Below are 22068 nucleotides of genomic sequence, written 5' to 3' on the forward strand. Positions count from 1 at the left end.
ATTAAAAGCATATAATAGTTTCTTATGCAAATATATGTCTAAAATAAGGTACTTTGTTACGCATAGTACTTAATATTAACATAAATTTAACATTTAATTTTGTGTTTTTATTTCATAAATTAGTGAAGAATTAAAATATTAAATATGAAGTTAACTCCCAGAAAACTAAATGCTTTCAGTATGTTTAAACTACCCTCAGCCTATTTGTGCGGGGTTAGAGTGAAACATTTGAATGATAAAAAATGCATGGTTTCTGTAAAACACCGTTGGATAAATCAGAACCCATTCAAATCTATGTTTTGGGCGGTTCAAGGTATGGCTGCAGAACTTTCTACTGCAGCTATAATGATTGGGAAGATTCAAGAATCTGGTAAAAATATTTCTATGTTAGTGGTTTCAAACCAAGCAAAGTATACTAAAAAAGCAACGGGGAGAATCAAGTTTACATGTAGTCAAGGCCAACTCATTGATGAGACCCTTTATAATGCTATTGAAACCGGTGAAGGTCAAACCATATGGTTAGAATCTATTGGAGTAAATGAAGAAGGCGTTGCCGTTTCAACCTTTAGATTTGAGTGGAGTTTGAAAGTGAAATAGTCTTCAGTAAGTAGTTAGGCTTTTTGTGCCTGCCAGCTTGCAGACAGGTTAGTACCATAGCGAGAGTAAAATTTAAAATTTAATTAATACTGTAACAAAACATTAAACACATCAACAAATAAACGAATAAACTTATTAAAAATGACAGCACACGAAATTGATTATACTATCTACGGTGAAGAAATGCAATACGTAGAAATAGAATTAGATCCTCAAGAAGCCGTAATTGCAGAGGCTGGTAGTTTTATGATGATGGATGAAGGTGTTAAAATGGAAACTGTTTTTGGAGATGGTTCTCATAAGGATACAGGGTTTTTAGGAAAGATCTTAGGAGCGGGTAAGAGAATCTTAACAGGAGAAAGCCTATTTATGACCGCTTTTTATAACGAAATAATTGGTAAGCGTAAAGTGGCTTTTGCTTCTCCGTACCCAGGTAAGATAATCCCTATAGATTTAACACAGTTTGGTGGAAAGTTTATTTGCCAGAAAGATGCTTTTTTATGTGCAGCCAAAGGGGTTAGTGTGGGTATAGAATTTTCAAAGAAACTAGGTCGCGGACTTTTTGGTGGTGAAGGTTTTATAATGCAAAAACTTGAAGGCGACGGAATGGCCTTTGTTCATGCAGGTGGTACTATGGCAAAAAAGGAATTAATGGCTGGAGAAATTCTAAAAGTAGATACAGGTTGTATCGTAGGTTTTGACCATACGGTAGATTACGATATTGAGTTTGTTGGTGGTATAAAAAACACCATTTTTGGGGGTGAAGGACTTTTCTTTGCTACATTGCAAGGACCAGGAACAATTTATATTCAATCACTACCATTTAGCAGGTTAGCAGGAAGAGTGCTAGCATCAGCACCGCAGGGTGGAGGTAAAAATAAAGGTGAAGGCAGTATACTTGGGGGGATAGGTGATTTACTAGATGGAGATAATCGATTTTAAATGTTAAATTTAGGCTAAATACAATTTGAAATGGAATTTTTTACTAAATTTACTTTTGGAATAAATGCAAATTTATAGCCTATAAAACAAATCTACATTTATTAATACTGAAACCTAAAACCTTAAGATAACTATGGCGAGAGCAATGTTAGAGTATACTAAAACTGTACTTAATAAAGTTAGTTTTGATGCTACGTTGTTTTGCAGAGAAGTACAAAAAGCAGTAACAAGATTACTGCCATATGAAATTGAAGAGCTTAAAATATTTATTCAATCTCTTGTACAGCAAAACCCAGATTTAGACAGATGTTTAATTTATTTAAAACCATAAAAAAAGCGACCTATAGGTCGCTTTTTAGTGTCTTCTATTTTGGTATAGGACTAATAATTTTTACGTCTTGAAACGCTATAGCGCCTCTTATAATTCCTGAGATAACGTCTTGCAAAGCTTCAATAATTTGCATTTTTAATTCACTTTTGTGGTAAATAATACTTACTTCTCTTGCAGGTGGTGGATCATTAAAAAAGTGTAAATTCTCTTTTTCCTTTTCTCTAATATCCAAGGTGTGTAAATAGGGTAAAAGTGTCATGCCTAAACCTTCATTTGAGAGTTTTATAAGCGTCTCAATACTGCCACTTTCTAGTTGAAACTTGTCATCAATATGGTTTTTGAAAACTTTACATAAATTAATAACACCATCTCTAAAGCAATGTCCATCTTCAAGTAAAAGCATATTATCTATTTCCAAATCTGTACTGTCAATGTTTTGTTTTCCAAATAATTTGTGATTTTTTGGTATGTAACAAACAAAAGGTTCAAAATATAAAACGCGTTCCTTTATATTCTCATCTTCTAAAGGTGTAGCCGCTATGGCAGCATCTAAATGACCATCTTTTATTCTAGAAATAATTTCTTCAGTCGTTAACTCTTCTATTTTAAGTTTTACTTTAGGATGTCTTTTTATGAAGGTTTTAAGGAACATTGGTAATAGTGTGGGCATGATGGTTGGTATCACTCCAAGTTTAAACTCACCACCAATAAAACCTTTTTGCTGGTCTACAATATCTTGTATTCTGTACGATTCATTGACAATATTTCTTGCCTGAGTTACTATTTTCTTGCCAACTTCGGTTAACTCAATAGGTTTTTTACTTCTGTCAAAAATTTGAACATCTAACTGATCTTCTAACTTTTGAATTTGCATACTTAATGTAGGTTGGGTAACAAAACATTTCTCTGCGGCTTTTGTGAAGTTTTGTTGTTCGGCAACTGCCAATACATAATATAGTTGTGTGATTGTCATTGGTATCAATTTAGGTTATAAAAATATAAAATGTATCAATAAAAACTATAATAAATATGGTTTATTTTAAGTTAAATTTGTAATAAATAAAAATTATAATAAAATGATACTCAATAGTATAGGATTAGACAGTAAAAAAACTAAAGTTTTGGCTAATGATTTAAACCATTTATTAGCCAATTTTCAAACATATTATCAAAACTTAAGAGGTATTCACTGGAACATCAAAGGGAAAGCCTTTTTTGATTTGCATACCAAGTTTGAAGAGCTTTATAACGATGCAAATATTAAGGTTGATGAAATAGCAGAGCGTATTTTAACACTTGGAGAAACACCATTGCATACATTTGAAGCTTATTCGGCTCAGGCTAAAGTGCCAGTTGGAAAAAATATTTCTGAGGATGTCAAGGCAGTAAGATTAATAGTAAATTCTTTGACTGAATTACTCAAAATTGAAAGAGAGATATTAGAAAAATCTGGAGATGCTAATGATGAAGGAACTAATAGCATGATGAGCGATTTTATAACAGAACAAGAGAAAACGGTGTGGATGATGAAAGCTTGGTTGAATGAAGATGTTTAGTTTTTTGGTTGATTAATAGCAAGGAGCCCTTTTTAAAGAATTATTTAAAAGGGGCTTTTTATAATAATCCTCTAGCCTTAATTTCTAAGTACTTGTTAATAGTATCAATAGTTAAATTCTCTGGTGTGCTTAAAATAGAGTAAATACCATATTTCTTTAATTGGTTTACAATCAAGCGTTTTTCAAAATCGAATTTTTCAGCAATCACTTTATCATATACATCTTGAATAGTCTCGGCTTTATTCTCTATTAGTTTATTTAGTTCTGTATTTTGAAAAAAGATGACCACTAACAGGTGATTTTTAGAAATGGCCTTTAAGTAAGGCAGTTGCCTATTTAAGGCGTCTAATGTTTCAAAATTGGTATAAAGTAAAATTAAACTTCGGTGGGTAACATGCTTTTTTAAATTATTATAAAGCCTACCAAAATCACTTTCAAAAAAATTAGTTTTTACATTATACAGCCCTTCTAAGATAAGTTGCATTTGTGCACTACGCCTTTCAGCAGCTACAACATTGTTTATTTTTTTTGAGAATGAAAGCATCCCTGCTTTATCATGTTTTTTTAAAACAATGTTGCTTATTACCAAGGTTGAATTAATGGCGTAGTCTAATAAACTTAAACCATTAAAAGGCATTTTCATGGTTCGGCCTCTATCTATCACCGAATATACTGGCTGCGATTTTTCATCTTGGAATTGGTTTACCATTAGTTGGTTTTTCTTGGCAGTGGCTTTCCAGTTTATGGTACGAATATCATCACCTTGTACATACTCTTTTATTTGTTCAAACTCCATGGTGTGCCCCAATCTACGTACTTTTTTTATACCATAATCGGTAGAATTTTTATTAATATTTAGTAGTTCAAACTTTTTTAATTGTTTAAAACTAGGGTAAGTTGGTATCATGGCACCATTATCAAATTTGTATCGTTTTGCTACTAATTTTAAAACAGAGCATACATAAATATTTAAATCTCCAAAGTGATATTCGCCACGTTCTGTTGGTCTTATTTCATATGAAATTGTTCTAGTCTTTCTGGGGTTTAGAATATTTTTAAGTTTAAAATTTCTGTTTTGAAACTGTTCTGGTAATTCATCTATAATTACTATGAATATCGTAAAGGGATGATAGTTGGTTACCTCTATGCTGATGTTATTTTTATCGCCATTTGAAAATCTTTCAGGAACAATACGTTTTGCTTTTAGCTTGTTATTGCCAATAAAAATGATAATGAAGTCTACTAAAAACAAAAACACCAAAACCAGAATAGATAACTGTGCCATGTTAAATAGTACTGGTATAAAGTAGCTGAGACTGAATAAAGTTACTATACCTATACCAGCAAAAAAGAACCTAGGTTGGATGTAAAATGGTTTAAAGAATTTCAATAGCTTTATTAGTGATTAGTGCTGGAAACTGTTAGTGTAAAAAACTTACTATCTAGGAATCTCAACGGTTTCAATGATTTGTTTTATGATTTGTTTACTGGTTACACCTTCCATTTCACGTTCTGGAGTTACAATAACTCTATGGTGAAGTACAGGTACAGCGGCACGTTTAATGTCTTCTGGAGTTACAAAATCTCTCCCAGTCATGGCGGCAAATGCTTTACTTGCTTTTAAAATTGAAATAGACGCCCTTGGTGATGCTCCTAAATACAAAAAGCGGTTGCTTCTTGTGGCAACAATTAATTCTGCAATATATTTTAAAAGGTGTTTTTCAACGATAATTTGACTCACCAAGGTTTGATAATTAGCAATTTGAGAAGCTGTTAAAAATGAGTTTATTTTATCTGTTTTTTGCTCATCTTTCAACGCATGCTCACGTTCTAATATTTCCACCTCTTCATCAAGAGTCGGGTAGTCTACATCAATTTTAAATAAAAATCTATCTAACTGCGCTTCTGGTAATCTGTAGGTTCCTTCTTGTTCAATAGGGTTTTGAGTAGCTAAAACCATAAAAGGCACCTCTAATTTAAATTTGTTACCGTCAATGGTAATTTGCCGTTCTTCCATTACTTCAAAAAGTGAAGCTTGGGTTTTAGCAGGCGCTCTGTTAATCTCATCTATAAGAATCATATTAGAGAAAATAGGACCTTTTTTAAATTCAAATTCTGAGTCTTTTAAATTAAAAACTGATGTTCCTAAAATATCACTTGGCATTAAATCTGGTGTGAATTGAATTCTACTAAATCCTACACTTAATGATTTAGAAAGCAATTTTGCTGTGACCGTTTTTGCAACTCCAGGAACTCCTTCAATTAAAGAATGTCCTTGTGCTAAAAGCGAGGCAATTAGCATATCTACCATGTCTTTCTGACCAACAATAACTTTACCAATCTCTTGCTTTATCTTTTGAACACTACTTTGTAATTCAGATAAATCCAATCGGTTTTTAAATTCTAATGCTTCTTCTGTTTTTAAGACACTATCATCTATGGAATCAACTACATCTGGTTTTGGTGTTAATTGCTCTTGCTTATTTGTTTCTTGGTTGTCCTTCATAATTATTTAGGAATAAAAATTTTCAATGTGTTTGTTAAGTGTAACTAGGTTGCCCTCAAAATACTCTCTTTTAGATTGTATGAGTTTGATGTAATTAATCAAAGTTTTTACATCATTTTTTTTCTTACCAGATTTAGCGGCAAGTTTTGAAATAAACGCTTCGTTAAGCTCATTTGTATTTAAATTATAATCTGTTCTTATTTTCTCAAAGAAATAAGTTATTTTTTTTTCTATTAAGTTTTTGTAATCTTTGGTTTCAAAGTATAAATTAGATATGGTCTTTACAAAAGCTACTGTTGTGTTTTGGAGTGGGGTTATTATTTTAATGATACGTTGCCTTCTTTTAGCATTAAAAATCATAAACAATAGGCCAAAAATTATAGCTGTATACCAGGCCCATCTAAAAGCTAATTGGTCTAAAAACCAACTGAGGTTAGATTCTTGTTCTACCTCACCGTCATACCCTGTTTGATATTTGCTATAGGAATCTAGATAGACATCATTGTCTGGAAGGTAAGATAAAAGACTTTCAACATATTTATACCTGTCTTCTTTTAAAAGGTTATAGTTAGTAAATACTTTAGGTTCTAGATGAAGGTAAATAGAACCTTTTCCAAATGAAGTATGTATAAAGTTTGTACGCTTTTTATCAGTTTTAACATGACCTAAAACGGTAGTGGATATAGAGTCATAATCAGTGAAATAATAGTCTCCATCATTTTTGTCAATCTTAGTAAAATTAAGTGATTTATTGGTGAACGAAAGTTCTGAAATACTATCCTTACTGGGGTTATATTCAAAGCCTATGTCAATATCAAGAGTATCTTGAATTTCTTTAGCAAAATAATAATCCGAGATAAAAAGTGTGTTTCCGTTATTTACAAAATTCAGCAGCTCATGAACCGATAGTGGTGTTAAATAATCTGAGTTTCCAATTTTAATGTAATTACCTTTAGCCACATGATCACCCCAACCATCCTCTGAATTAGCAGCCAAATAGCTATGTGGTTGATGATATACAGTTCTAATTTCATATTCATCAAATAAAAACGGAAGCTCTCTATAAAAAATACTTAGACCATAGGGTTTAGTGCTTTTCTCATTAAAAGACTCTTCCCAATCTATAGTTTTAGTTCTCTTAATTCCTAATGCAAAAGCACCAAAAATAATTAGAACTACAATAACAAGTATGATTGGAAATTCTTTTTTCATTATTCAACTTGCTTTAAAAGCGTTGTAAAATTGGTTTTTGCTTTTTTGTATTGATTTGGGCTTAAAGTAAATTCACCATACCAGATATAGTTGTACAAATAAGAAGTGTAAGCAAAGGAGCTACTAAATGTTTTATTTTCAATTTCGCTTAGATATTCGGCATTGGTTTTGTCGTCTTCATACTTAATATGGTTATTGAGACTCAATGTTTTTAATACTAAAAGATAGTAATATCTAACTGCTAGTCTGTAATTATTGTCTTTTTCGGCATGCTTAATTAAAGTGTTAATGTCTGCTTCTTCAATATTTTCGGCGGTAATGTCTTCATAATTTTTTATAGTCTTGTTTCTACCAGAAGAAAATAAACCGGTACCACCTTCATTTAATAAAATATAAACTAGATATATAACGGCAAGGGCAAGTATAATATAGAAAATCCACCCAAAGCCACCTAAGTTAATACTCCAGTACTCTTCATCACTTTCTTCTTTTATTTTAGTGTCTTTATTTTCGTATTCCTCATAATTGCCAGATCCATCAGGAGTTTGCCTAATTACCTTTACGCCTTCATAATTGTAGCGTTCAGTTTTGTATTTATCTTTAAAATTGTCTTCAAAATGTCTAAAAGTCTGTGGTGTTTGGAATGGCTTTAAACCAAAGGTGTTGTTACAAAAACAAACTAATAATATAAGGTATAAAACAATATGTGCTTTTTTAAAAATCAAGAATAGATTGGTCTTAATGAAGGAACTTGAGTGATTTTTTTCTGAATTTTATAGGGATATACTAAATAATAAAAACTAATTAATCCTAAGGTAGATAAAATGATACCAACCGATAACCAATTGGGCATGATATTAGAGTAGCGAGTAATAAATCCCTCAAGGAAACCTGCCAAAAAGGTAAATGGAAAGGTGCTAATTAAAATTTTCACACCAGTTTTAGCACCTATTTTAAAAGAGGTGTACCTGGAATGTGTGCCAGGGAATAATATGCTAGCACCAAGAATTAACCCTGCAGCAGCCTCAATAACAATGGCAAAAATTTCCATAGAACCATGAATCCAAATACCTCTTACACTTTCCCAAAACACTTCTTTTTCATAAAAGAAATACTGAAAAGAACCGAGCATAATACAGTTTTTTAATAGGACCCAAAGCGTACCAATTCCAAGAAAAACGCCTAAAACAAAAGCAATAATACCCACTTTTAAATTATTGATGGTAATACCAATAAAACTTCCCCAATTACTGCCACTTTTATAAACGGCAACAGGATCTCCTGCTTCTATATTTCTAATGGCATTATCTACATATTGGTCACCTACAACCGAACGTAAAAATTCTGCATTATTAGCAGCAGAAATAACACCTATGGCGGTAAAGGCGAAAAAAACTATAAATGCCACGTAGATAAATTTTCTGTACTGATAGCATATTAAAGGGATTTCGGTTTTCCAAAACCCAATAATTCTGTTTGTGTCGTGACGTTTGGTTTTGTAAATTTTCTGAAAAGCCTTAGCAGCAAGCTGGTTAAGATAGGTAATAACCTTGCTTTTAGGGTAATAGGTTTGGGCGTAAGCTAAATCGTTTATGAGTTGAATGTATTCCGAAGCAAGTTCGTCTGCATCTTTGAAGTCATTATTGAAAATAGCTTTCTCAAAACTCAACCATTTTTCTTTATTTTGCTTAATGAATGCAACTTCTCTCATATACAAGATAAATTAAAATATAAAATGTCAGAGTTACAAATTAACACGACTCAAAATGTCAAAATAAATTTTACAACAGCTGGAATAGGAGAACGAATTTTAGCTTTTGTTATTGATTGGGCTATAAAGATTGGGTACATGCTTATTTTAAGTTGGACAGTTGGTGCTTATGATAATATGGACGAATGGTCACAGATAGCTATAAATACGGTTTTGAGTTTTCCTGTGATGTTTTATACAGTGACTCTAGAATCATTATTAAACGGACAAACCATTGGTAAAAAGGCCTTAAAGATTAAGGTGGTTAAAATTGATGGATTTCAGGCATCACTATCAGATTACGTAGTACGGTGGTTCTTTAGAATAGTAGATATTTATTTGTTCTTTTTAGGTTTTTTTGTGATTATCTTCAGTAAAAAGTCACAAAGAATTGGTGATATGGCTGCAGGTACTGGTGTCATTAATTTAAGGGATAGTGTAACTATTAAACATACAATTTTAGAAAATTTAAAGGCTGATTATGTACCCACTTATCCTAATGTTATCAAGTTGTCAGATAACGATGCACGTATCATAAAAGACACCTTTACAACTGCAAAATTAGCCAGAGACTATCAAACCCTGATAAAGCTTAGAAAAAAATTGGTTGAAGTGGTGGGTATCAAGGAAATTAAACAAAAAACAGATATGGAATTTATTGATGTTATTTTAAAAGATTACAACTATTATACACAGAATATGTAGTTTGTTTAAAAGTTAAATGAGTTTTATAGTTTCCAGTTACTAGCAAGAATAGTAATTATTAATCAATAATCTCAACCTTTCGAATATATACATTTTGCATAGGCCATTCGCCATCATCGGTATCAACCGCAGCAATTTTATCAACAACATCCATTCCATTAATTACCCTGCCAAAAATAGTATAATCGCCGTCCAAGTGGTAAGCTCCACCTTTTTGTTGTACAATAAAAAACTCATATGGAGATGCTAGTTTATGGGGGTTGTCAATTTCGCTACTTGGCATAGAAATAACACCACGATCATGTTTAAAACCTCTTTTGGTATCGGCAGGTAGTAAATATTTTCCAATATAAGCCCTTTTTTTAGGGGTTAATTTATCATCACCATTGCCACCTTGAATAATAAAATTTGGCACTATACGGTAAAATTGGGTGCCATCATAGTATTTCTGTTTAGTTAAAAATATAAAATTAGAGCGGTGGAACCTAGTCTCATTGAAGAGTAAAATGTCAATGTTTCCAAAATCTGTAAATATGCGTACTTTATTTTCTTTATGTTCCTCGTTATACTTTAAAAAGAAATCCATAGCAATGCGCGAGTTTAACTTAGGAAAAGGCCTTTTAGGTGTGGTGTTAGTATCTTTTTGAGTTTCTTTTTTCTCTGTTTTTGTTTGAGATGTCTCTACTATGTTTTTCTTTTTAGTTTGTTTATCTTCACATGATAATATTAGAACGAAAAGAAATAATAACAACGTGTAGCGCATACTTTATGATTTTTGATGAATTTTTAAAATCAATTTCAAAAATAGAAAATATACCACTTCCAGCCGAAGCATCTCACTTTAAAATGGTGCCTCCTTACCGTTTAGAACTGCTTAATCATCAAAAAAAAGCTATGAAAAATGCTAAAAGTGCGGGGGTATTGGCCTTATTTTATCCAAGCGAAGAATACTTAACTAAGTTCGTACTTATTTTAAGGAAAACATACAATGGTGTGCATTCTGCCCAAGTGGGATTTCCTGGAGGTAAGCTAGAGGCTCAAGATAAATCATTACAAGAGGCTGCTATTAGAGAAACCAATGAGGAAATAGGTGTACCCATAAATCATATTGAAGTTGTAAAAAAGCTAACCCAAGTTTACATCCCGCCCAGTAATTTTAATGTACAACCTTTTATCGCTATTACTAAAGAAATTCCTAAATTTATAAAAGAAGAAAGTGAGGTAGAAACTATTATAGAGGTAGGTTTGCCCCATTTTTTAGATGATGATATAATCACTTTAAAAAAAGTAAAAACCTCGTATGGTATTGAGGTTGAGGTGCCTGCATTTAAATTAAGTCATTATACGGTCTGGGGAGCAACAGCAATGATGTTAAGCGAAATTAAAGACATTTTAAAGCAACTGTTGTAGTTATAAAGGTTTCTATTACTTTTGCAATACTAACCAACCAGAACCAGAAGGCATGGGATTGTTTAAACGAAACCCTTTCGGACATATACTCTTTTTAAAAAAGTGGCTCATAAGAATTATGGGGGCCATGACGCACAGACGCTTTCGTGGGTTCAATGAACTTCAGATAGAAGGCTCCGAAATCATTAAAGATTTACCAGAAAGGAATGTCCTTTTTATTTCAAACCACCAAACCTATTTTGCTGATGTAGTGGCAATGTTCCATGTATTTAATGCTAGTTTAAGTGGGCGTGTAGACTCTATTAAAAATGTTGGGTATCTATGGAACCCAAAGCTAAATATCTATTACGTAGCAGCTAAGGAAACTATGAAAGCCGGATTTTTACCAAAGTTACTAGCTTATGCAGGTTCAGTGAGTATTGAGCGTACTTGGAGGGCAGAAGGTAAAGATGTTAATCGTCAAGTACGTATGAGTGATATCTCTAATATTGGTAAAGCTTTAGATGATGGTTGGGTCATTACCTTCCCGCAGGGGACTACTACACCGTTTAAGCCTATTAGAAAAGGTACAGCGCATATTATTAAACGTTACAAACCTATTGTAGTGCCTATTGTAATTGATGGTTTTAGAAGATCTTTTGATAAAAAGGGTATTAGAATTAAAAAGAAAAATATTCTACAATCTATGGAAATCAAGCAGCCATTAGAAATTGATTATGATGCCGAAACTACCGATGAGATTGTAAAGAAAATTGAATTTGCTATAGAGCAACACCCCTCATTTTTAAAAGTACTCACTCCAAAGCAAATAAAAGAACAAGAAGAACTTAATAAACTTAGAGAGTGGTAATTTTGCAAATAGATAATTTTAGTTTTTATGAGACAACTAAAACTAATTTGGGATTTTAGAGGTCCTGATGCTGAAAAGATAGCAGAACATCACATGATACATCTCAAGGACTATATTGCTAAAGAAAAATTATCCCTAAATATCACTGGAGTTGATGTTGTAAATGATATCCATAGCATTGCATTCATTGTGGTTGAAGAAAATGAAATGCGTTTTGTTCGAGATGCACTAAAACCTCACAGAGGACAGGTCTTTAATCCTTAGTACATCTAAAGTTAATAACTCCTAATAACTCAACTTTAAAAAAGACTTCAATTTTTATATTTTGTGCCGTTATAAATTAAAGATTAAGTGAAAGTCTGTATTGCCGAAAAACCAAGTGTTGCCAGAGAGATTGCTGCTGTTTTGGGTGCTAATACCAAACACGATGGCTATTTTGAGGGTAATGGTTATGCGGTAACATATACCTTTGGACATTTATGCACTTTAAAGGAGCCAGTAGATTATAAACCCTATTGGAAAAGCTGGGATTTGAATAACTTGCCTATGCTTCCAGAAAAGTTTGAGGTTAAAGTAGTTTCTAATTCAGGTATTCAGAAGCAGTTCAATATTGTGAAGCGTTTATTTGAAAAGGCTGATCTGGTTATAAACTGTGGTGATGCTGGACAAGAAGGCGAGCTAATCCAACGTTGGGTAATGAATGAGGCTAATTACAAAGGCAAGGTAAAGCGCTTGTGGATTTCATCTTTAACCACTGAAGCGATTAAAGAAGGTTTTGAAAACCTAAAACCAGCATCAGATTATGATAATTTGTTTTATGCCGGGTTTTCGCGTGCAATAGGCGATTGGCTTTTGGGTATTAACGCTACTAGGTTATATACCGTTAAACATGGTGGTTACAAACAGGTGTTGTCAGTTGGTAGGGTACAAACACCTACTTTGGCAATGGTGGTAAATAGGTTTAGAGAAATTGAAAACTTTAAACCAACATCCTATTGGGAATTGCAAACTAAATACCGGGATACCCTATTTAGTTACGAAGAAGGACGTTTTTTCAAAAAGGAAGACGGTCAGGTTTTAGCTAATAAAGTAAAAGAATCTGATTTTGAAATTGTTTCAATCTCTAAAAAGAAAGGAAAAGAATACGCTCCAAAATTATTTGATTTAACGGGGTTGCAAGTTTATTGTAATACTAAGTTTGGTTTTTCGGCCGAAGAAACCCTTAAAATTGTTCAAAACTTATACGAACAAAAAGTGGTAACCTATCCAAGAGTTGATACTACCTTTTTACCAAGTGATATTTACCCCAAAGTGGAGGGTATTCTAAAAAAGCTTACTTATTATTCCAATTTGATGCAGCCTCTTTTAGGTAAGAAAATTAAAAAATCTTCTAAAGTATTTAATGATAAAAAAGTAACCGATCATCATGCTATCATTCCTACAGGTATGCAAAACCGCTTACAGCCAGCACAACAACAAGTATATGATATTATTGTAAAACGCTTTATTGCAGTGTTTTATCCAGATTGTTTGGTGTCTAGCACAAACGTTGTTGGTAAAGCTTCAGGTGTATCCTTTAAAACCACAGGTAAGGAAATATTAGATAAAGGTTGGCGTATCGTGTTCGAGACTCCAAATTCAAAGGAAAAAGAGCCTAATATGCTACCAAACTTTATAAAGGGTGAAAAAGGGCCTCATGAACCATTGTTTTTAGAAAAGGAAACCAAGCCACCAAATCAGTTTACAGAAGCGTCACTTTTGCGTGCTATGGAAACTGCTGGAAAACAGGTTGATGATGATGAAATGCGGGATTTAATGAAAGAAAATGGTATTGGGCGTCCTTCAACTCGTGCCAACATTATTGAAACACTTTTTAAGCGAAAATACATAAAACGCAATAAAAAACAAGTATTACCAACAGAAACGGGCATACAGTTAATAGATACCATTCAAAATGATTTATTAAAATCAGCTGAATTAACAGGGCGTTGGGAAAAGCAATTAAAAGATATTGAAAAAGGACATTTTAGCTCAGGTGCCTTTATAAAGAATATGAAGCGTATGGTAGATGCTTTAGTATATGAAGTACGAAGTGAAACTAAACGCGCTAATATTTCTCATGTAGTACATGTTAAAAAGAACAAGGTTAAAGCTGATACTAAAAACAAAGCTGGTATTGTAGCTGAGACTTGCCCAAAATGTGAACAAGGTAATTTAATTAAAGGAAAATCAGCCTATGGCTGTAGCAAGTATAAAACAGGTTGTTATTTTAGATTGCCTTTTAAAATTCATGGTAAAAAGATTTCTGAAAAGCAGTTCATTAGATTACTTCAAAAAGGAAGTACAGTTAATTTAAAAGGCTTTAAAACAGATACTGGGCTAGTTGAGGGTTTGTTACGTTTTGATGACAATTTCCAGATTAAATTGGAGCATAAGAAATTAGCTGGTAGTATAAAAACTAAAGAGTTTTTATGTCCTAAATGTAAAAAAGGAACCATTATAAAAGGTAAAACGGCTTACGGGTGTAATGAATACAAATCAGGTTGTGATTTTAAAGTGTCTTTTGATGAAATTAAAGCAAAGATTAATGGCCAACAAGCCACTAAAGAACTTGTTTATAAAATTTTAAATGAAAGCATCTAGCATTCACAGACATTTTGTAATCTATAAACCTTATGGATATTTAAGCCAGTTTAAAAGCCACGATTCCAAACAACAGAAAAAGCGCTTTTTAGGGGATTTGTTTGATTTTCCTGAAGGTATTATGGCTATTGGTCGGTTAGATGAAAAGTCAGAAGGCTTATTATTGTTAACTACCGATGGAAAAGTGAGTGACTATGTAAACAGTCAAAAAGTTGAGAAAGAGTATTATGCCCAAGTTGATGGTGATATATCTATAGAAGCTATTGAGCAGTTAAAATCTGGTGTTGAAATTGGTTTTGATGGTAGAAAGTATCAAACCAAACCTTGTAAAGTCTTTAAGTTAAATGATATTCCTGAATTGCCAATCCGTTCAAAAAAAATACGTGATGACCGCCACGGACCAACAAGTTGGATATCGGTAATACTGAAAGAGGGTAAATTTCGTCAGGTGAGAAAAATGACTTCAGCGGTTGGGTTTCCAACCTTGAGATTGGTACGTGTTCGAGTGGGCAATATCTTACTCGATAACATGCAGGTTGGTGATGTTGTTGAAGTTGGCGGATTTTTGCGTTAGGGATTGAGCGGTCTGTTTGAGCTCCCCGACGAGGGAGGGAGCGAGTAGCGAAAGCCCGACCTAGCTTTGAGAGCCTTAGCGACCAAGCGGGGGAACGCCCAAATACTTAAATCTCCAATTTTTTTAGTTCCTTGTAATTACGATTTAATCGTTTCAATAATAACCCGTAAATAAGCTTATAGAACAACCATATTAGCACAATTAAAATAGATGTAATAACGGTGCTTACAACAATTAAAATCATCATGCCTTTTCCGTCCATTTCTTCAAGAATTATAACTGCATTAGGGTCGTTATGGAAAGAGTAATAAAGGCCAATAATCATGGAAATACCAACCATAATTAGGTTGTAAAGTACATAATATTTAATAATTTTTCTAGTGTTTATAATGCTCTTCATTAAACGTTTCGCATTATCTGTAACCGAGATAGATTTATATGATTTGTAAAGTAAATAGATAAAAAGTATAATAACTACATAGCTAAATACACTTAAAACTACCATAATATTATCAGAGTAAACCTGATTTAGTCTTTCTCTGTAGCTATCGGATGTAAAGTAGGGTATAGAATTTACAATAATCCAGAAAAACAATTCTCCTACACTTATATAAAATAACAACTTTACAATTGAAGACGATTTCTTATGTAGCATAGGTAAGATATCTTTTGCCGATAACTTATCGCTTTCTTGCTCTTTATTCCAATTTTTCTTTAATAAATCTAATCCATCCATATTTTACGGATTTAAAATGGTTCTTAGCTTGTTTTTAATCCTATTCATTTTAACACGGGCATTTACTTCGCTAATTCCCATTGTTTCACTTATTTCTCTATAATCCTTATCTTCTAAATACAAGAAAACAAGTGCTTTTTCAATATCATTTAATTGATGTACCGCTTTGTAAAGTATTTTTAATTGTTGTTCCTCTGTATCATCATAAGCTTCAGATGTCATTTTAAAAGCTACACCATCAAAATCTTGTGTAGTAATCGTTCTTTTAGACTTTCGGTATAGTGTAATGGCAGTATTTAAACCCACTCTGTACATCCAAGTACTAAATTTTGAATCGCCACGAAATTTAGGATATGCTTTCCATAGCTGAATGGTGATTTCTTGAAACAAATCATTGTGGGCATCATAATTATTTGTGTAAAGGCGACAAACCTTGTGTATAATATTTTGATGCTTTTCAAGCAGTTCTACAAAACTTTGTTCTAATTCGTTTTTCAATAATGATGGTTTGGTTAATAAGTAAGTAGCTTATTAATTTAAAACGTTACAAGATCGTTATAAATAATCTAAATTTTTCTGACTAAAGTAGGAGAAGAAGTGTAGGTTATGAGAATGAAATTTATATTTTTTAAAAACATTAATATATTAAATTAAAAGTTGAATAATATTAATTTAAACACTTGATAATTATTTTATTATAATTTAACTATAAATAAAATCTATAATACAGGTTTAGCTGTTTTTTTAAGTGTTATTAGCTAATATATGAAAAAATAATTATCTAAATTTTTCTGCAAATTATTAGTCCATTTTTTTAAATAATTTCAATGCATTTATGACATTTTACAGTTTGGTAATTTAAAGTTTAATTGTTAAAAGTTCTATTGCAAATTTGCCTTGTAAATCAAAAAACCAACAGAATTTTTATGATTGCTTCTTATTGATTATACAATACAATTGCTTTGTAAAGAATGCTTATATGAAAAGCTTAAACAAATCTAGTTGATTTTTTTTCACAGAAGATAGAATTATTTATCTTGTAATAGTTAAGAAATTAAAACAATTAAAATGGGGCAAGTTATAACATTTGGAGAGGTGTTAATGCGTATTTCACCAAGGGGTAAAAAGAAGTTTATTCAATCTAATGTAGTGGAGTTCTTTTTTGGAGGAACCGAGTTAAATGTGGGTATTTCTATAGCCAATTTTGGCGGTAAGGTAAAGCATATAAGTGCAGTTTCTAGTGATTTTATTGGAGATGCCGCCATATCTTATATAAACAAGTTTAATGTTGATACTTCTTCTATAGGTAGATCTACACGCCCGTTAGGGGTTTACTTTTTTGAGGTAGGAGCTGTGATGCGTCCAAGTAACATATCTTATAATAGATCACATTCATCATTTTCTGAAATTCAGCCGCATATGGTGGATTGGAATGAGGCTCTCGTTGATGCTAATTGGGTGCATTGGACAGGTATAACACCGGCACTATCACAAAATGCATTCGATATTTTAAAAAAAGGATTAATACTTGCAAGAGAAAAAGGGATGACAGTTTCTGCCGATCCTACTTATAGACAAAACCTCTGGAATTATGGCAAAGACCCTAAAGAAGCATTGATTGAGTTGTTGAAACTTTCAACAGTCTTTATTGGTGGTATTAACGAAATTAATGAAGTTTTAGGAACTAATTACTCTTACAGTAATGACGATTTTTTAATTGCCTCAAAAGAGCTTATGGAAACCTTTCCTTCTATTGAAAAAGTTTTTGATAAAATTAGAACCTCAGTGAATTCTTCTTGGCATAAAATAAGGGCTAGAATGTGGAATGGTAAAGAATTTAGAGAAACTGCAGATTTAGATATTACGCATGTGGTAGATAGAATTGGTACTGGAGATGCCTTTGCTGCTGGTTTAATCTATGGTTTACGAAATTATGATGATTATAAGGCTATGGAATTTGGAAGTGCTGCCTGTGCATTAAAACATACCTATGAGGGGGATATTAATTTGGCCACGGTTAAAGAGGTTTCAGATATTTTAGAAGGTAATATTTCTGGTAGATTTAATAGATAGTTAAAATTACGAATTAGTTTTATTAATATGGTATTGCTAACTGTTATGTTTAAAGTAAATACTCTCTTTATTGGCTTTTAGATATTTAAATAAATTGCTTCAATTACTTATTGTCTAGTTGTTTGTAAACCATGGCTTTACATGATTTTTGTCATAGTTTTTCTAATATTTAAATTCTAACTTTAGTATATTAAATACTAGAGTCATGAAACCTAAAAAGAATCCAAATGTAGAAATAGGGCGTAATAGCAGCTTGTATTTTGCTATTGGTCTTAATTTGATGTTACTTCTTTCGTGGCAAATGTTAGAGTTTAAAAGCTATGAAAATGAGTTAGTGTCAATTGATGTGTTAGACGTTCAAAGTGAACTTGAAGAGGAAATTCCCGTAGTAGATCAAATAAATACGCCTCCACCTCCACCACCTCCACCAGCAGTTATTCAAGAGAATCTGCAAATTGTTGATGATGTAGAGGATGTTGAAGAAACCATAATTGAAAGTACCGAAACAGACCAAAGTGATGCCATTGCCGAAGTTGTTCATGTTGAAGACGTTGAAGTTGTTGAGGTTGAAGAAGATGTAGAGGTCGCTTTTGCTATTATAGAAGATGTACCCGTTTTTCCAGGATGTGAAGGTATGTCTAAAGAGAAAACGAAGGCTTGTTTCCAAACAAAAATTCAAGAACATGTAATAAAGCATTTTACATATCCCGAGGCTGCCCTAGATTTAGGTATTCAAGGTAGAGTATCTGTATTGTTTGTGGTAGACGCTAATGGTGTTGTTAGTGGAATTCGTTCAAGAGGGCCAGATAAGATTTTGGAAAAAGAAGCAGAACGTATTATTAGTTTGTTACCAAAAATGAAACCTGGTAAACAACGCGGTAAACCTGTTAAAGTATCTTATGCAGTACCTATTTTCTTTAAGTATTTAGAAGGGTAGGATTGTAAAGAGTTCTTTATATCAATGTGGGGAAACCAAGAGATTAGTACTAATCTCTTGGTTTTTTTATTTGTGTAAATTACAGTTCTTTTAGAAAAGTATCAATTAGATAATTTTTCGAATTAACCGGAAGTTTTATGTAAATATAAATGCTATAAGAGACATGGTGAGCTATACAAACTCACGTTTACAAATAAAGTTAATTCTCATAGTGAACAAGAGGTTATTGTTGACAGAGAGCGGCCAAAGATTTTAGAATTTGGATAGATTAACAATAATTTTATGGCCTTTGGGATAATAATTTATTACTGTTTTACAAATTGTCTTTAAATATTTTTTAAATACCTTAAAAGTTAGATTTTGGAAATAAAAAAAGCCTTAACAACAATGTTAAGGCTTTCCAGTTATTTAGTTTAGTTAGTAGAGATTATCCATTCATGGATATTAAAAATTCTTCGTTATTTCTGGTTTGCTTAAAACGCTCATTGGTAAATTCCATAGCTTCAACAGGATTCATATCTGCAAGGTATTTGCGTAGTACCCACATACGTTGAATGGTGTTTTCGTCTAGCAATAAATCATCCCTTCTCGTACTTGAAGATGTAAGATCAATAGCAGGGAAAATTCTTCGGTTAGATATTTTTCTATCCAATTGAAGTTCCATGTTACCAGTTCCTTTAAACTCTTCAAAGATTACCTCATCCATTTTAGATCCGGTTTCTGTAAGCGCTGTGGCAATTATGGTTAAAGAACCACCGTTTTCTATATTTCTGGCAGCACCAAAGAAACGTTTTGGTCTATGTAAGGCATTAGCATCTACCCCTCCACTTAATATTTTACCAGAAGCTGGCTGCACGGTATTATAAGCTCTTGCTAAACGTGTAATAGAATCTAAAAGAATCACTACATCATGACCACATTCTACTAAGCGTTTTGCCTTTTCAAGAACAATATCGGCAATTTTAACGTGCTCATGAGCTTCTTTGTCGAAGGTTGATGAAATTACCTCGCCTCTAACACTACGTTGCATATCAGTTACTTCTTCAGGACGCTCGTCAATAAGTAAAATCATTAAATAAACTTCTGGATGGTTAGCAGCAATGGCATTAGCAACATCCTTCAGTAACATGGTTTTACCTGTTTTTGGTTGTGAAACAATCATACCACGTTGCCCTTTACCAATTGGGGAAAACAAGTCCATAATTCTGGTTGAAATGGTACTTTGTTTTTCTGCAATATTGAATTTTTCCTTTGGAAATAATGGGGTTAAATGTTCAAAAGATACTCGATCTCTTACTACTTCGGGTTTTTGACCATTAATTCTATTCACTTTAATTAAAGGGAAATATTTTTCACCTTCTTTAGGAGGTCTTACATTTCCTAAAACAGTGTCGCCTTTTTTCAATCCAAATAATCGTATTTGTGATTGTGATACATAAATATCATCTGGAGAGGATAGATAATTATAATCTGAAGAACGTAAGAAACCATAACCATCTTGCATAATGTCCAAAACACCTTCACTTTCTATGATGGCGTCAAATTCATAATCTGGTTCTCGGTAACGGTTTCTGTTATCTTTGTTACCATTGTCAACAGTATTTTTTTGGTTTTTATGCTGATGCTTTTGTTGGTTCTTATGTTGATGCTGTTTTTGCTTAGGCTTATCTTGTTTTTGTTCTTCCTTCCTTGGTTCAGTAGCTTCAGGTTTCGGAGTCTCAGAGGCAACAGGAGGTTTTTCTTGGTTGTCTTGGGCAGATTTCTGAATACGTTGTCTTTGTCTTTTAGGTCTTGGTTTGGTTTCTGCCTCTGTAGACTTTTTTTCAACAACTGATTTTGGGTTAGCCGCCTGATGATCTAGTATTTGATAAACTAGGTCTAATTTTTTTAAAGAACGGTACTTAGGAATACTTAATTCTTTTGCAATCTCTTGTAAATCAGAGAGTTTCTTTTCTTTTAATTGCGAAATTTCAAACATTGATGTTTTTATTGAATATAATTTTTTTGAATAAAAATTTTGAGTAATTCTGAGAAAAAATTGATTTTAATCTGGAGAATTAACCACCTGTAACAGCGGTTGTTGTGAATTATCAGTGCAATTATACAACTTTATTTTAATTTTTAGTACTTATTTCTGCAATAAACTATTATTTTTGCTGTCCAGTTTTAAAAACTTACATGTTACAGAGAATACAAACCATATATCTTATACTTGCAGCCGGTGTTTCTGGTGGTTTAATTTATGTTTTTCATTTGTGGGGTTTGGAAGATGGAACGCAGGTATGGGCTAAGGATGTAAGCTATGTATTTGCTGCATTTTTAACCTCGGCATTTTTCTCTGTTGTAGCAATATTTAGATACAAAAACAGGAAGTCTCAATTTATGTTGGGCCGACTTAATATCATATTAAACTTTATTTTACTAGGATTTTTTGTATATCAATCTCTAATCTCATCTGGAGAATTTTATGGTTCTGAGAAAGGTGTTGGGTTGTTCATTCCTATTATTTCTATCGTGTTTTTGGCATTAGCCAATAAAGCCATTAAAAAGGATGAAGACCTTGTAAAATCTGTAGATCGATTACGATAAAACCTAATATCTTAGTAGTATTAGTGCGTAAGCCCAAGGTGAAGATCTTGGGCTTTTTTATATCTGTGATACTATGGCATCACTTTCGTTTTATTTATAAATTAAGACTTATACTTGGTTTACCTTTGAAAAGAAAAGGATTAGTGAGGGGTTACCGTTTGTTAAATTCAATAACTTCTAAGTTGTCTATTTTATTACCATCAATAGTAAAACGTAACATGGTACGCGTTTTATGAAAACCATGTTTTCCAACCGCCCCGGGATTCATATGAATAAGGTTGAGTTTTTTATCCGGCATCACTTTTAAGATATGAGAATGCCCACAAATAAAAAGCTTAGGTGGGTTTTCTTTTATGGTTTCTCTTACTCTGGTGTTATATGCTTCCGGGTATCCACCTATGTGGGTTATCCATACATCAACGCTTTCACACATAAATCGGTTATGTTCCGGAAATTCAACTCTTACTTGGGCGTCATCAATATTGCCGTAAACACCTTTTAAGGGTTTTAATGCCTTTATAGTATCGGTTATTTTTAGGGTTCCAATATCGCCAGCATGCCATACTTCATCGGCTTGCTTAACATATTTTAGAATATCGTTATCAATATATCCGTGGGTGTCAGAAAGTAGGAGTATTTTGGTCATTTTTAAAAATA

24 protein-coding genes are annotated in these 22068 nt (G+C 32.6%); 13 read left to right on the plus strand and 11 right to left on the minus strand.

Annotated features, from left to right (window positions below):
- Nucleotides 1-144: 144 nt before the first annotated feature.
- From E1J38_RS06780 to E1J38_RS06790, 3 genes are all read left to right on the plus strand, one after another.
- A complete protein-coding gene (locus E1J38_RS06780) occupies nt 145-597 on the plus strand; it encodes a DUF4442 domain-containing protein (RefSeq protein ID WP_133355294.1) in 453 nt (150 codons plus the stop codon).
- 141 nt (nt 598-738) lie between these two features.
- The gene (locus E1J38_RS06785; RefSeq protein WP_133355295.1) at nt 739-1539 is read left to right on the plus strand and encodes a TIGR00266 family protein; all 801 of its coding nucleotides are present in this window, start codon (nt 739-741) and stop codon (nt 1537-1539) included.
- A gap of 133 nt (nt 1540-1672) precedes the next feature.
- A complete protein-coding gene (locus E1J38_RS06790; RefSeq protein WP_133355296.1) occupies nt 1673-1870 on the plus strand; it encodes a hypothetical protein in 198 nt (65 codons plus the stop codon).
- Between the two features lie 34 nt (nt 1871-1904).
- Here E1J38_RS06790 and E1J38_RS06795 read toward each other — a convergent pair whose 3' ends face one another.
- Entirely contained in the window at nt 1905-2843 is a 939-nt protein-coding gene (locus tag E1J38_RS06795) for a hydrogen peroxide-inducible genes activator (RefSeq protein ID WP_133355297.1), read from the minus strand.
- 103 nt (nt 2844-2946) lie between these two features.
- On the opposite strand from E1J38_RS06795, the gene E1J38_RS06800 reads away from it, so the two are divergent.
- Nucleotides 2947-3426 carry a Dps family protein gene (locus E1J38_RS06800; protein ID WP_133355298.1) on the plus strand — a complete coding sequence of 160 codons (480 nt, stop codon included), beginning with the start codon at nt 2947-2949 and terminating at the stop codon, nt 3424-3426.
- 58 nt (nt 3427-3484) lie between these two features.
- Here E1J38_RS06800 and E1J38_RS06805 read toward each other — a convergent pair whose 3' ends face one another.
- From E1J38_RS06805 to E1J38_RS06825, 5 genes are all read right to left on the minus strand, one after another.
- A complete protein-coding gene (locus tag E1J38_RS06805) occupies nt 3485-4711 on the minus strand; it encodes a DUF58 domain-containing protein (protein WP_186525828.1) in 1227 nt (408 codons plus the stop codon).
- Nucleotides 4712-4864: 153 nt separating this feature from the next.
- Nucleotides 4865-5932, minus strand: coding sequence for an AAA family ATPase (locus E1J38_RS06810; RefSeq protein WP_133355299.1), 1068 nt, complete (start codon nt 5930-5932; stop codon nt 4865-4867).
- Nucleotides 5933-5938: 6 nt separating this feature from the next.
- Complete coding sequence (locus tag E1J38_RS06815) at nt 5939-7144, minus strand: DUF4350 domain-containing protein (RefSeq protein ID WP_133355300.1); 1206 nt, start codon at nt 7142-7144, stop codon at nt 5939-5941.
- The gene (locus E1J38_RS06820) at nt 7144-7869 is read right to left on the minus strand and encodes a hypothetical protein (RefSeq protein ID WP_133355301.1); all 726 of its coding nucleotides are present in this window, start codon (nt 7867-7869) and stop codon (nt 7144-7146) included. The genes E1J38_RS06815 and E1J38_RS06820 overlap by 1 nt, the downstream gene beginning before the upstream one ends.
- Entirely contained in the window at nt 7866-8855 is a 990-nt protein-coding gene (locus E1J38_RS06825) for a stage II sporulation protein M (RefSeq protein WP_133355302.1), read from the minus strand. The genes E1J38_RS06820 and E1J38_RS06825 overlap by 4 nt, the downstream gene beginning before the upstream one ends.
- A gap of 24 nt (nt 8856-8879) precedes the next feature.
- Between E1J38_RS06825 and E1J38_RS06830 the strand changes: the two genes are divergently transcribed.
- Entirely contained in the window at nt 8880-9599 is a 720-nt protein-coding gene (locus E1J38_RS06830; protein WP_133355303.1) for an RDD family protein, read from the plus strand.
- A gap of 58 nt (nt 9600-9657) precedes the next feature.
- On the opposite strand, the gene E1J38_RS06835 is transcribed toward E1J38_RS06830, so the two are convergent.
- Nucleotides 9658-10362 (minus strand): peptidylprolyl isomerase, encoded by a 705-nt coding sequence (locus tag E1J38_RS06835; RefSeq protein WP_133355304.1) that lies wholly within the window; start codon nt 10360-10362, stop codon nt 9658-9660.
- A 5-nt stretch (nt 10363-10367) separates the two neighbouring features.
- Here E1J38_RS06835 and E1J38_RS06840 point away from each other — a divergent pair, with 5 nt between their 5' ends.
- The 5 genes from E1J38_RS06840 to E1J38_RS06860 all read left to right on the plus strand — a co-directional run bounded on the left by E1J38_RS06840 (nt 10368) and on the right by E1J38_RS06860 (nt 15076).
- Nucleotides 10368-11009: an NUDIX hydrolase gene (locus tag E1J38_RS06840; RefSeq protein ID WP_133355305.1), complete on the plus strand. Its 642-nt coding sequence runs from the start codon at nt 10368-10370 to the stop codon at nt 11007-11009.
- A 52-nt stretch (nt 11010-11061) separates the two neighbouring features.
- On the plus strand, nt 11062-11859 hold the full coding sequence (locus E1J38_RS06845; protein ID WP_133355306.1) for a lysophospholipid acyltransferase family protein: 798 nt from the start codon (nt 11062-11064) through the stop codon (nt 11857-11859).
- A gap of 27 nt (nt 11860-11886) precedes the next feature.
- Complete coding sequence (locus tag E1J38_RS06850; RefSeq protein ID WP_133355307.1) at nt 11887-12123, plus strand: hypothetical protein; 237 nt, start codon at nt 11887-11889, stop codon at nt 12121-12123.
- Between the two features lie 87 nt (nt 12124-12210).
- Nucleotides 12211-14502, plus strand: a complete 2292-nt coding sequence (locus E1J38_RS06855; RefSeq protein ID WP_133355308.1) for a type IA DNA topoisomerase — start codon at nt 12211-12213, stop codon at nt 14500-14502.
- Nucleotides 14489-15076: a pseudouridine synthase gene (locus E1J38_RS06860; protein WP_133355309.1), complete on the plus strand. Its 588-nt coding sequence runs from the start codon at nt 14489-14491 to the stop codon at nt 15074-15076. Before E1J38_RS06855 ends, E1J38_RS06860 begins: the two co-directional genes overlap by 14 nt.
- 106 nt (nt 15077-15182) lie before the next feature.
- On the opposite strand, the gene E1J38_RS06865 is transcribed toward E1J38_RS06860, so the two are convergent.
- Both E1J38_RS06865 and E1J38_RS06870 read right to left on the minus strand, forming a co-directional pair.
- Nucleotides 15183-15812 (minus strand): DUF8845 family protein, encoded by a 630-nt coding sequence (locus E1J38_RS06865; RefSeq protein ID WP_133355310.1) that lies wholly within the window; start codon nt 15810-15812, stop codon nt 15183-15185.
- A 3-nt stretch (nt 15813-15815) separates the two neighbouring features.
- Nucleotides 15816-16310, minus strand: a complete 495-nt coding sequence (locus E1J38_RS06870) for an RNA polymerase sigma factor (protein ID WP_133355311.1) — start codon at nt 16308-16310, stop codon at nt 15816-15818.
- Nucleotides 16311-16880: 570 nt separating this feature from the next.
- On the opposite strand from E1J38_RS06870, the gene E1J38_RS06875 reads away from it, so the two are divergent.
- Nucleotides 16881-17885, plus strand: a complete 1005-nt coding sequence (locus E1J38_RS06875; protein WP_133355312.1) for a sugar kinase — start codon at nt 16881-16883, stop codon at nt 17883-17885.
- Nucleotides 17886-18090: 205 nt separating this feature from the next.
- On the plus strand, nt 18091-18822 hold the full coding sequence (locus E1J38_RS06880) for an energy transducer TonB (protein ID WP_133355313.1): 732 nt from the start codon (nt 18091-18093) through the stop codon (nt 18820-18822).
- Nucleotides 18823-19249: 427 nt separating this feature from the next.
- On the opposite strand, the gene rho is transcribed toward E1J38_RS06880, so the two are convergent.
- On the minus strand, nt 19250-20800 hold the full coding sequence (rho, locus tag E1J38_RS06890) for a transcription termination factor Rho (protein ID WP_133355314.1): 1551 nt from the start codon (nt 20798-20800) through the stop codon (nt 19250-19252).
- Nucleotides 20801-21000: 200 nt separating this feature from the next.
- On the opposite strand from rho, the gene E1J38_RS06895 reads away from it, so the two are divergent.
- Entirely contained in the window at nt 21001-21411 is a 411-nt protein-coding gene (locus tag E1J38_RS06895; protein WP_133355315.1) for a DUF4293 domain-containing protein, read from the plus strand.
- Between the two features lie 151 nt (nt 21412-21562).
- On the opposite strand, the gene E1J38_RS06900 is transcribed toward E1J38_RS06895, so the two are convergent.
- Entirely contained in the window at nt 21563-22057 is a 495-nt protein-coding gene (locus tag E1J38_RS06900) for a metallophosphoesterase family protein (protein WP_133355316.1), read from the minus strand.
- Nucleotides 22058-22068 lie beyond the last annotated feature (11 nt).

This window comes from Seonamhaeicola sediminis (assembly GCF_004358095.2).
Lineage (GTDB): Bacteria > Bacteroidota > Bacteroidia > Flavobacteriales > Flavobacteriaceae > Seonamhaeicola > Seonamhaeicola sediminis.

Coding starts and splice junctions, on each gene's coding strand:
- E1J38_RS06780 (WP_133355294.1), top strand. CDS start 145: ATGAAGTTAACTCCCAGAAAACTAAATGCTTTCAGTATGTTTAAACTA.
- E1J38_RS06785 (WP_133355295.1), top strand. CDS start 739: ATGACAGCACACGAAATTGATTATACTATCTACGGTGAAGAAATGCAA.
- E1J38_RS06790 (WP_133355296.1), top strand. CDS start 1,673: ATGGCGAGAGCAATGTTAGAGTATACTAAAACTGTACTTAATAAAGTT.
- E1J38_RS06795 (WP_133355297.1), bottom strand. CDS start 2,843: ATGACAATCACACAACTATATTATGTATTGGCAGTTGCCGAACAACAA.
- E1J38_RS06800 (WP_133355298.1), top strand. CDS start 2,947: ATGATACTCAATAGTATAGGATTAGACAGTAAAAAAACTAAAGTTTTG.
- E1J38_RS06805 (WP_186525828.1), bottom strand. CDS start 4,711: ATGGCACAGTTATCTATTCTGGTTTTGGTGTTTTTGTTTTTAGTAGAC.
- E1J38_RS06810 (WP_133355299.1), bottom strand. CDS start 5,932: ATGAAGGACAACCAAGAAACAAATAAGCAAGAGCAATTAACACCAAAA.
- E1J38_RS06815 (WP_133355300.1), bottom strand. CDS start 7,144: ATGAAAAAAGAATTTCCAATCATACTTGTTATTGTAGTTCTAATTATT.
- E1J38_RS06825 (WP_133355302.1), bottom strand. CDS start 8,855: ATGAGAGAAGTTGCATTCATTAAGCAAAATAAAGAAAAATGGTTGAGT.
- E1J38_RS06830 (WP_133355303.1), top strand. CDS start 8,880: ATGTCAGAGTTACAAATTAACACGACTCAAAATGTCAAAATAAATTTT.
- E1J38_RS06835 (WP_133355304.1), bottom strand. CDS start 10,362: ATGCGCTACACGTTGTTATTATTTCTTTTCGTTCTAATATTATCATGT.
- E1J38_RS06840 (WP_133355305.1), top strand. CDS start 10,368: ATGATTTTTGATGAATTTTTAAAATCAATTTCAAAAATAGAAAATATA.
- E1J38_RS06845 (WP_133355306.1), top strand. CDS start 11,062: ATGGGATTGTTTAAACGAAACCCTTTCGGACATATACTCTTTTTAAAA.
- E1J38_RS06850 (WP_133355307.1), top strand. CDS start 11,887: ATGAGACAACTAAAACTAATTTGGGATTTTAGAGGTCCTGATGCTGAA.
- E1J38_RS06860 (WP_133355309.1), top strand. CDS start 14,489: ATGAAAGCATCTAGCATTCACAGACATTTTGTAATCTATAAACCTTAT.
- E1J38_RS06865 (WP_133355310.1), bottom strand. CDS start 15,812: ATGGATGGATTAGATTTATTAAAGAAAAATTGGAATAAAGAGCAAGAA.
- E1J38_RS06875 (WP_133355312.1), top strand. CDS start 16,881: ATGGGGCAAGTTATAACATTTGGAGAGGTGTTAATGCGTATTTCACCA.
- E1J38_RS06880 (WP_133355313.1), top strand. CDS start 18,091: ATGAAACCTAAAAAGAATCCAAATGTAGAAATAGGGCGTAATAGCAGC.
- rho (WP_133355314.1), bottom strand. CDS start 20,800: ATGTTTGAAATTTCGCAATTAAAAGAAAAGAAACTCTCTGATTTACAA.
- E1J38_RS06895 (WP_133355315.1), top strand. CDS start 21,001: ATGTTACAGAGAATACAAACCATATATCTTATACTTGCAGCCGGTGTT.
- E1J38_RS06900 (WP_133355316.1), bottom strand. CDS start 22,057: ATGACCAAAATACTCCTACTTTCTGACACCCACGGATATATTGATAAC.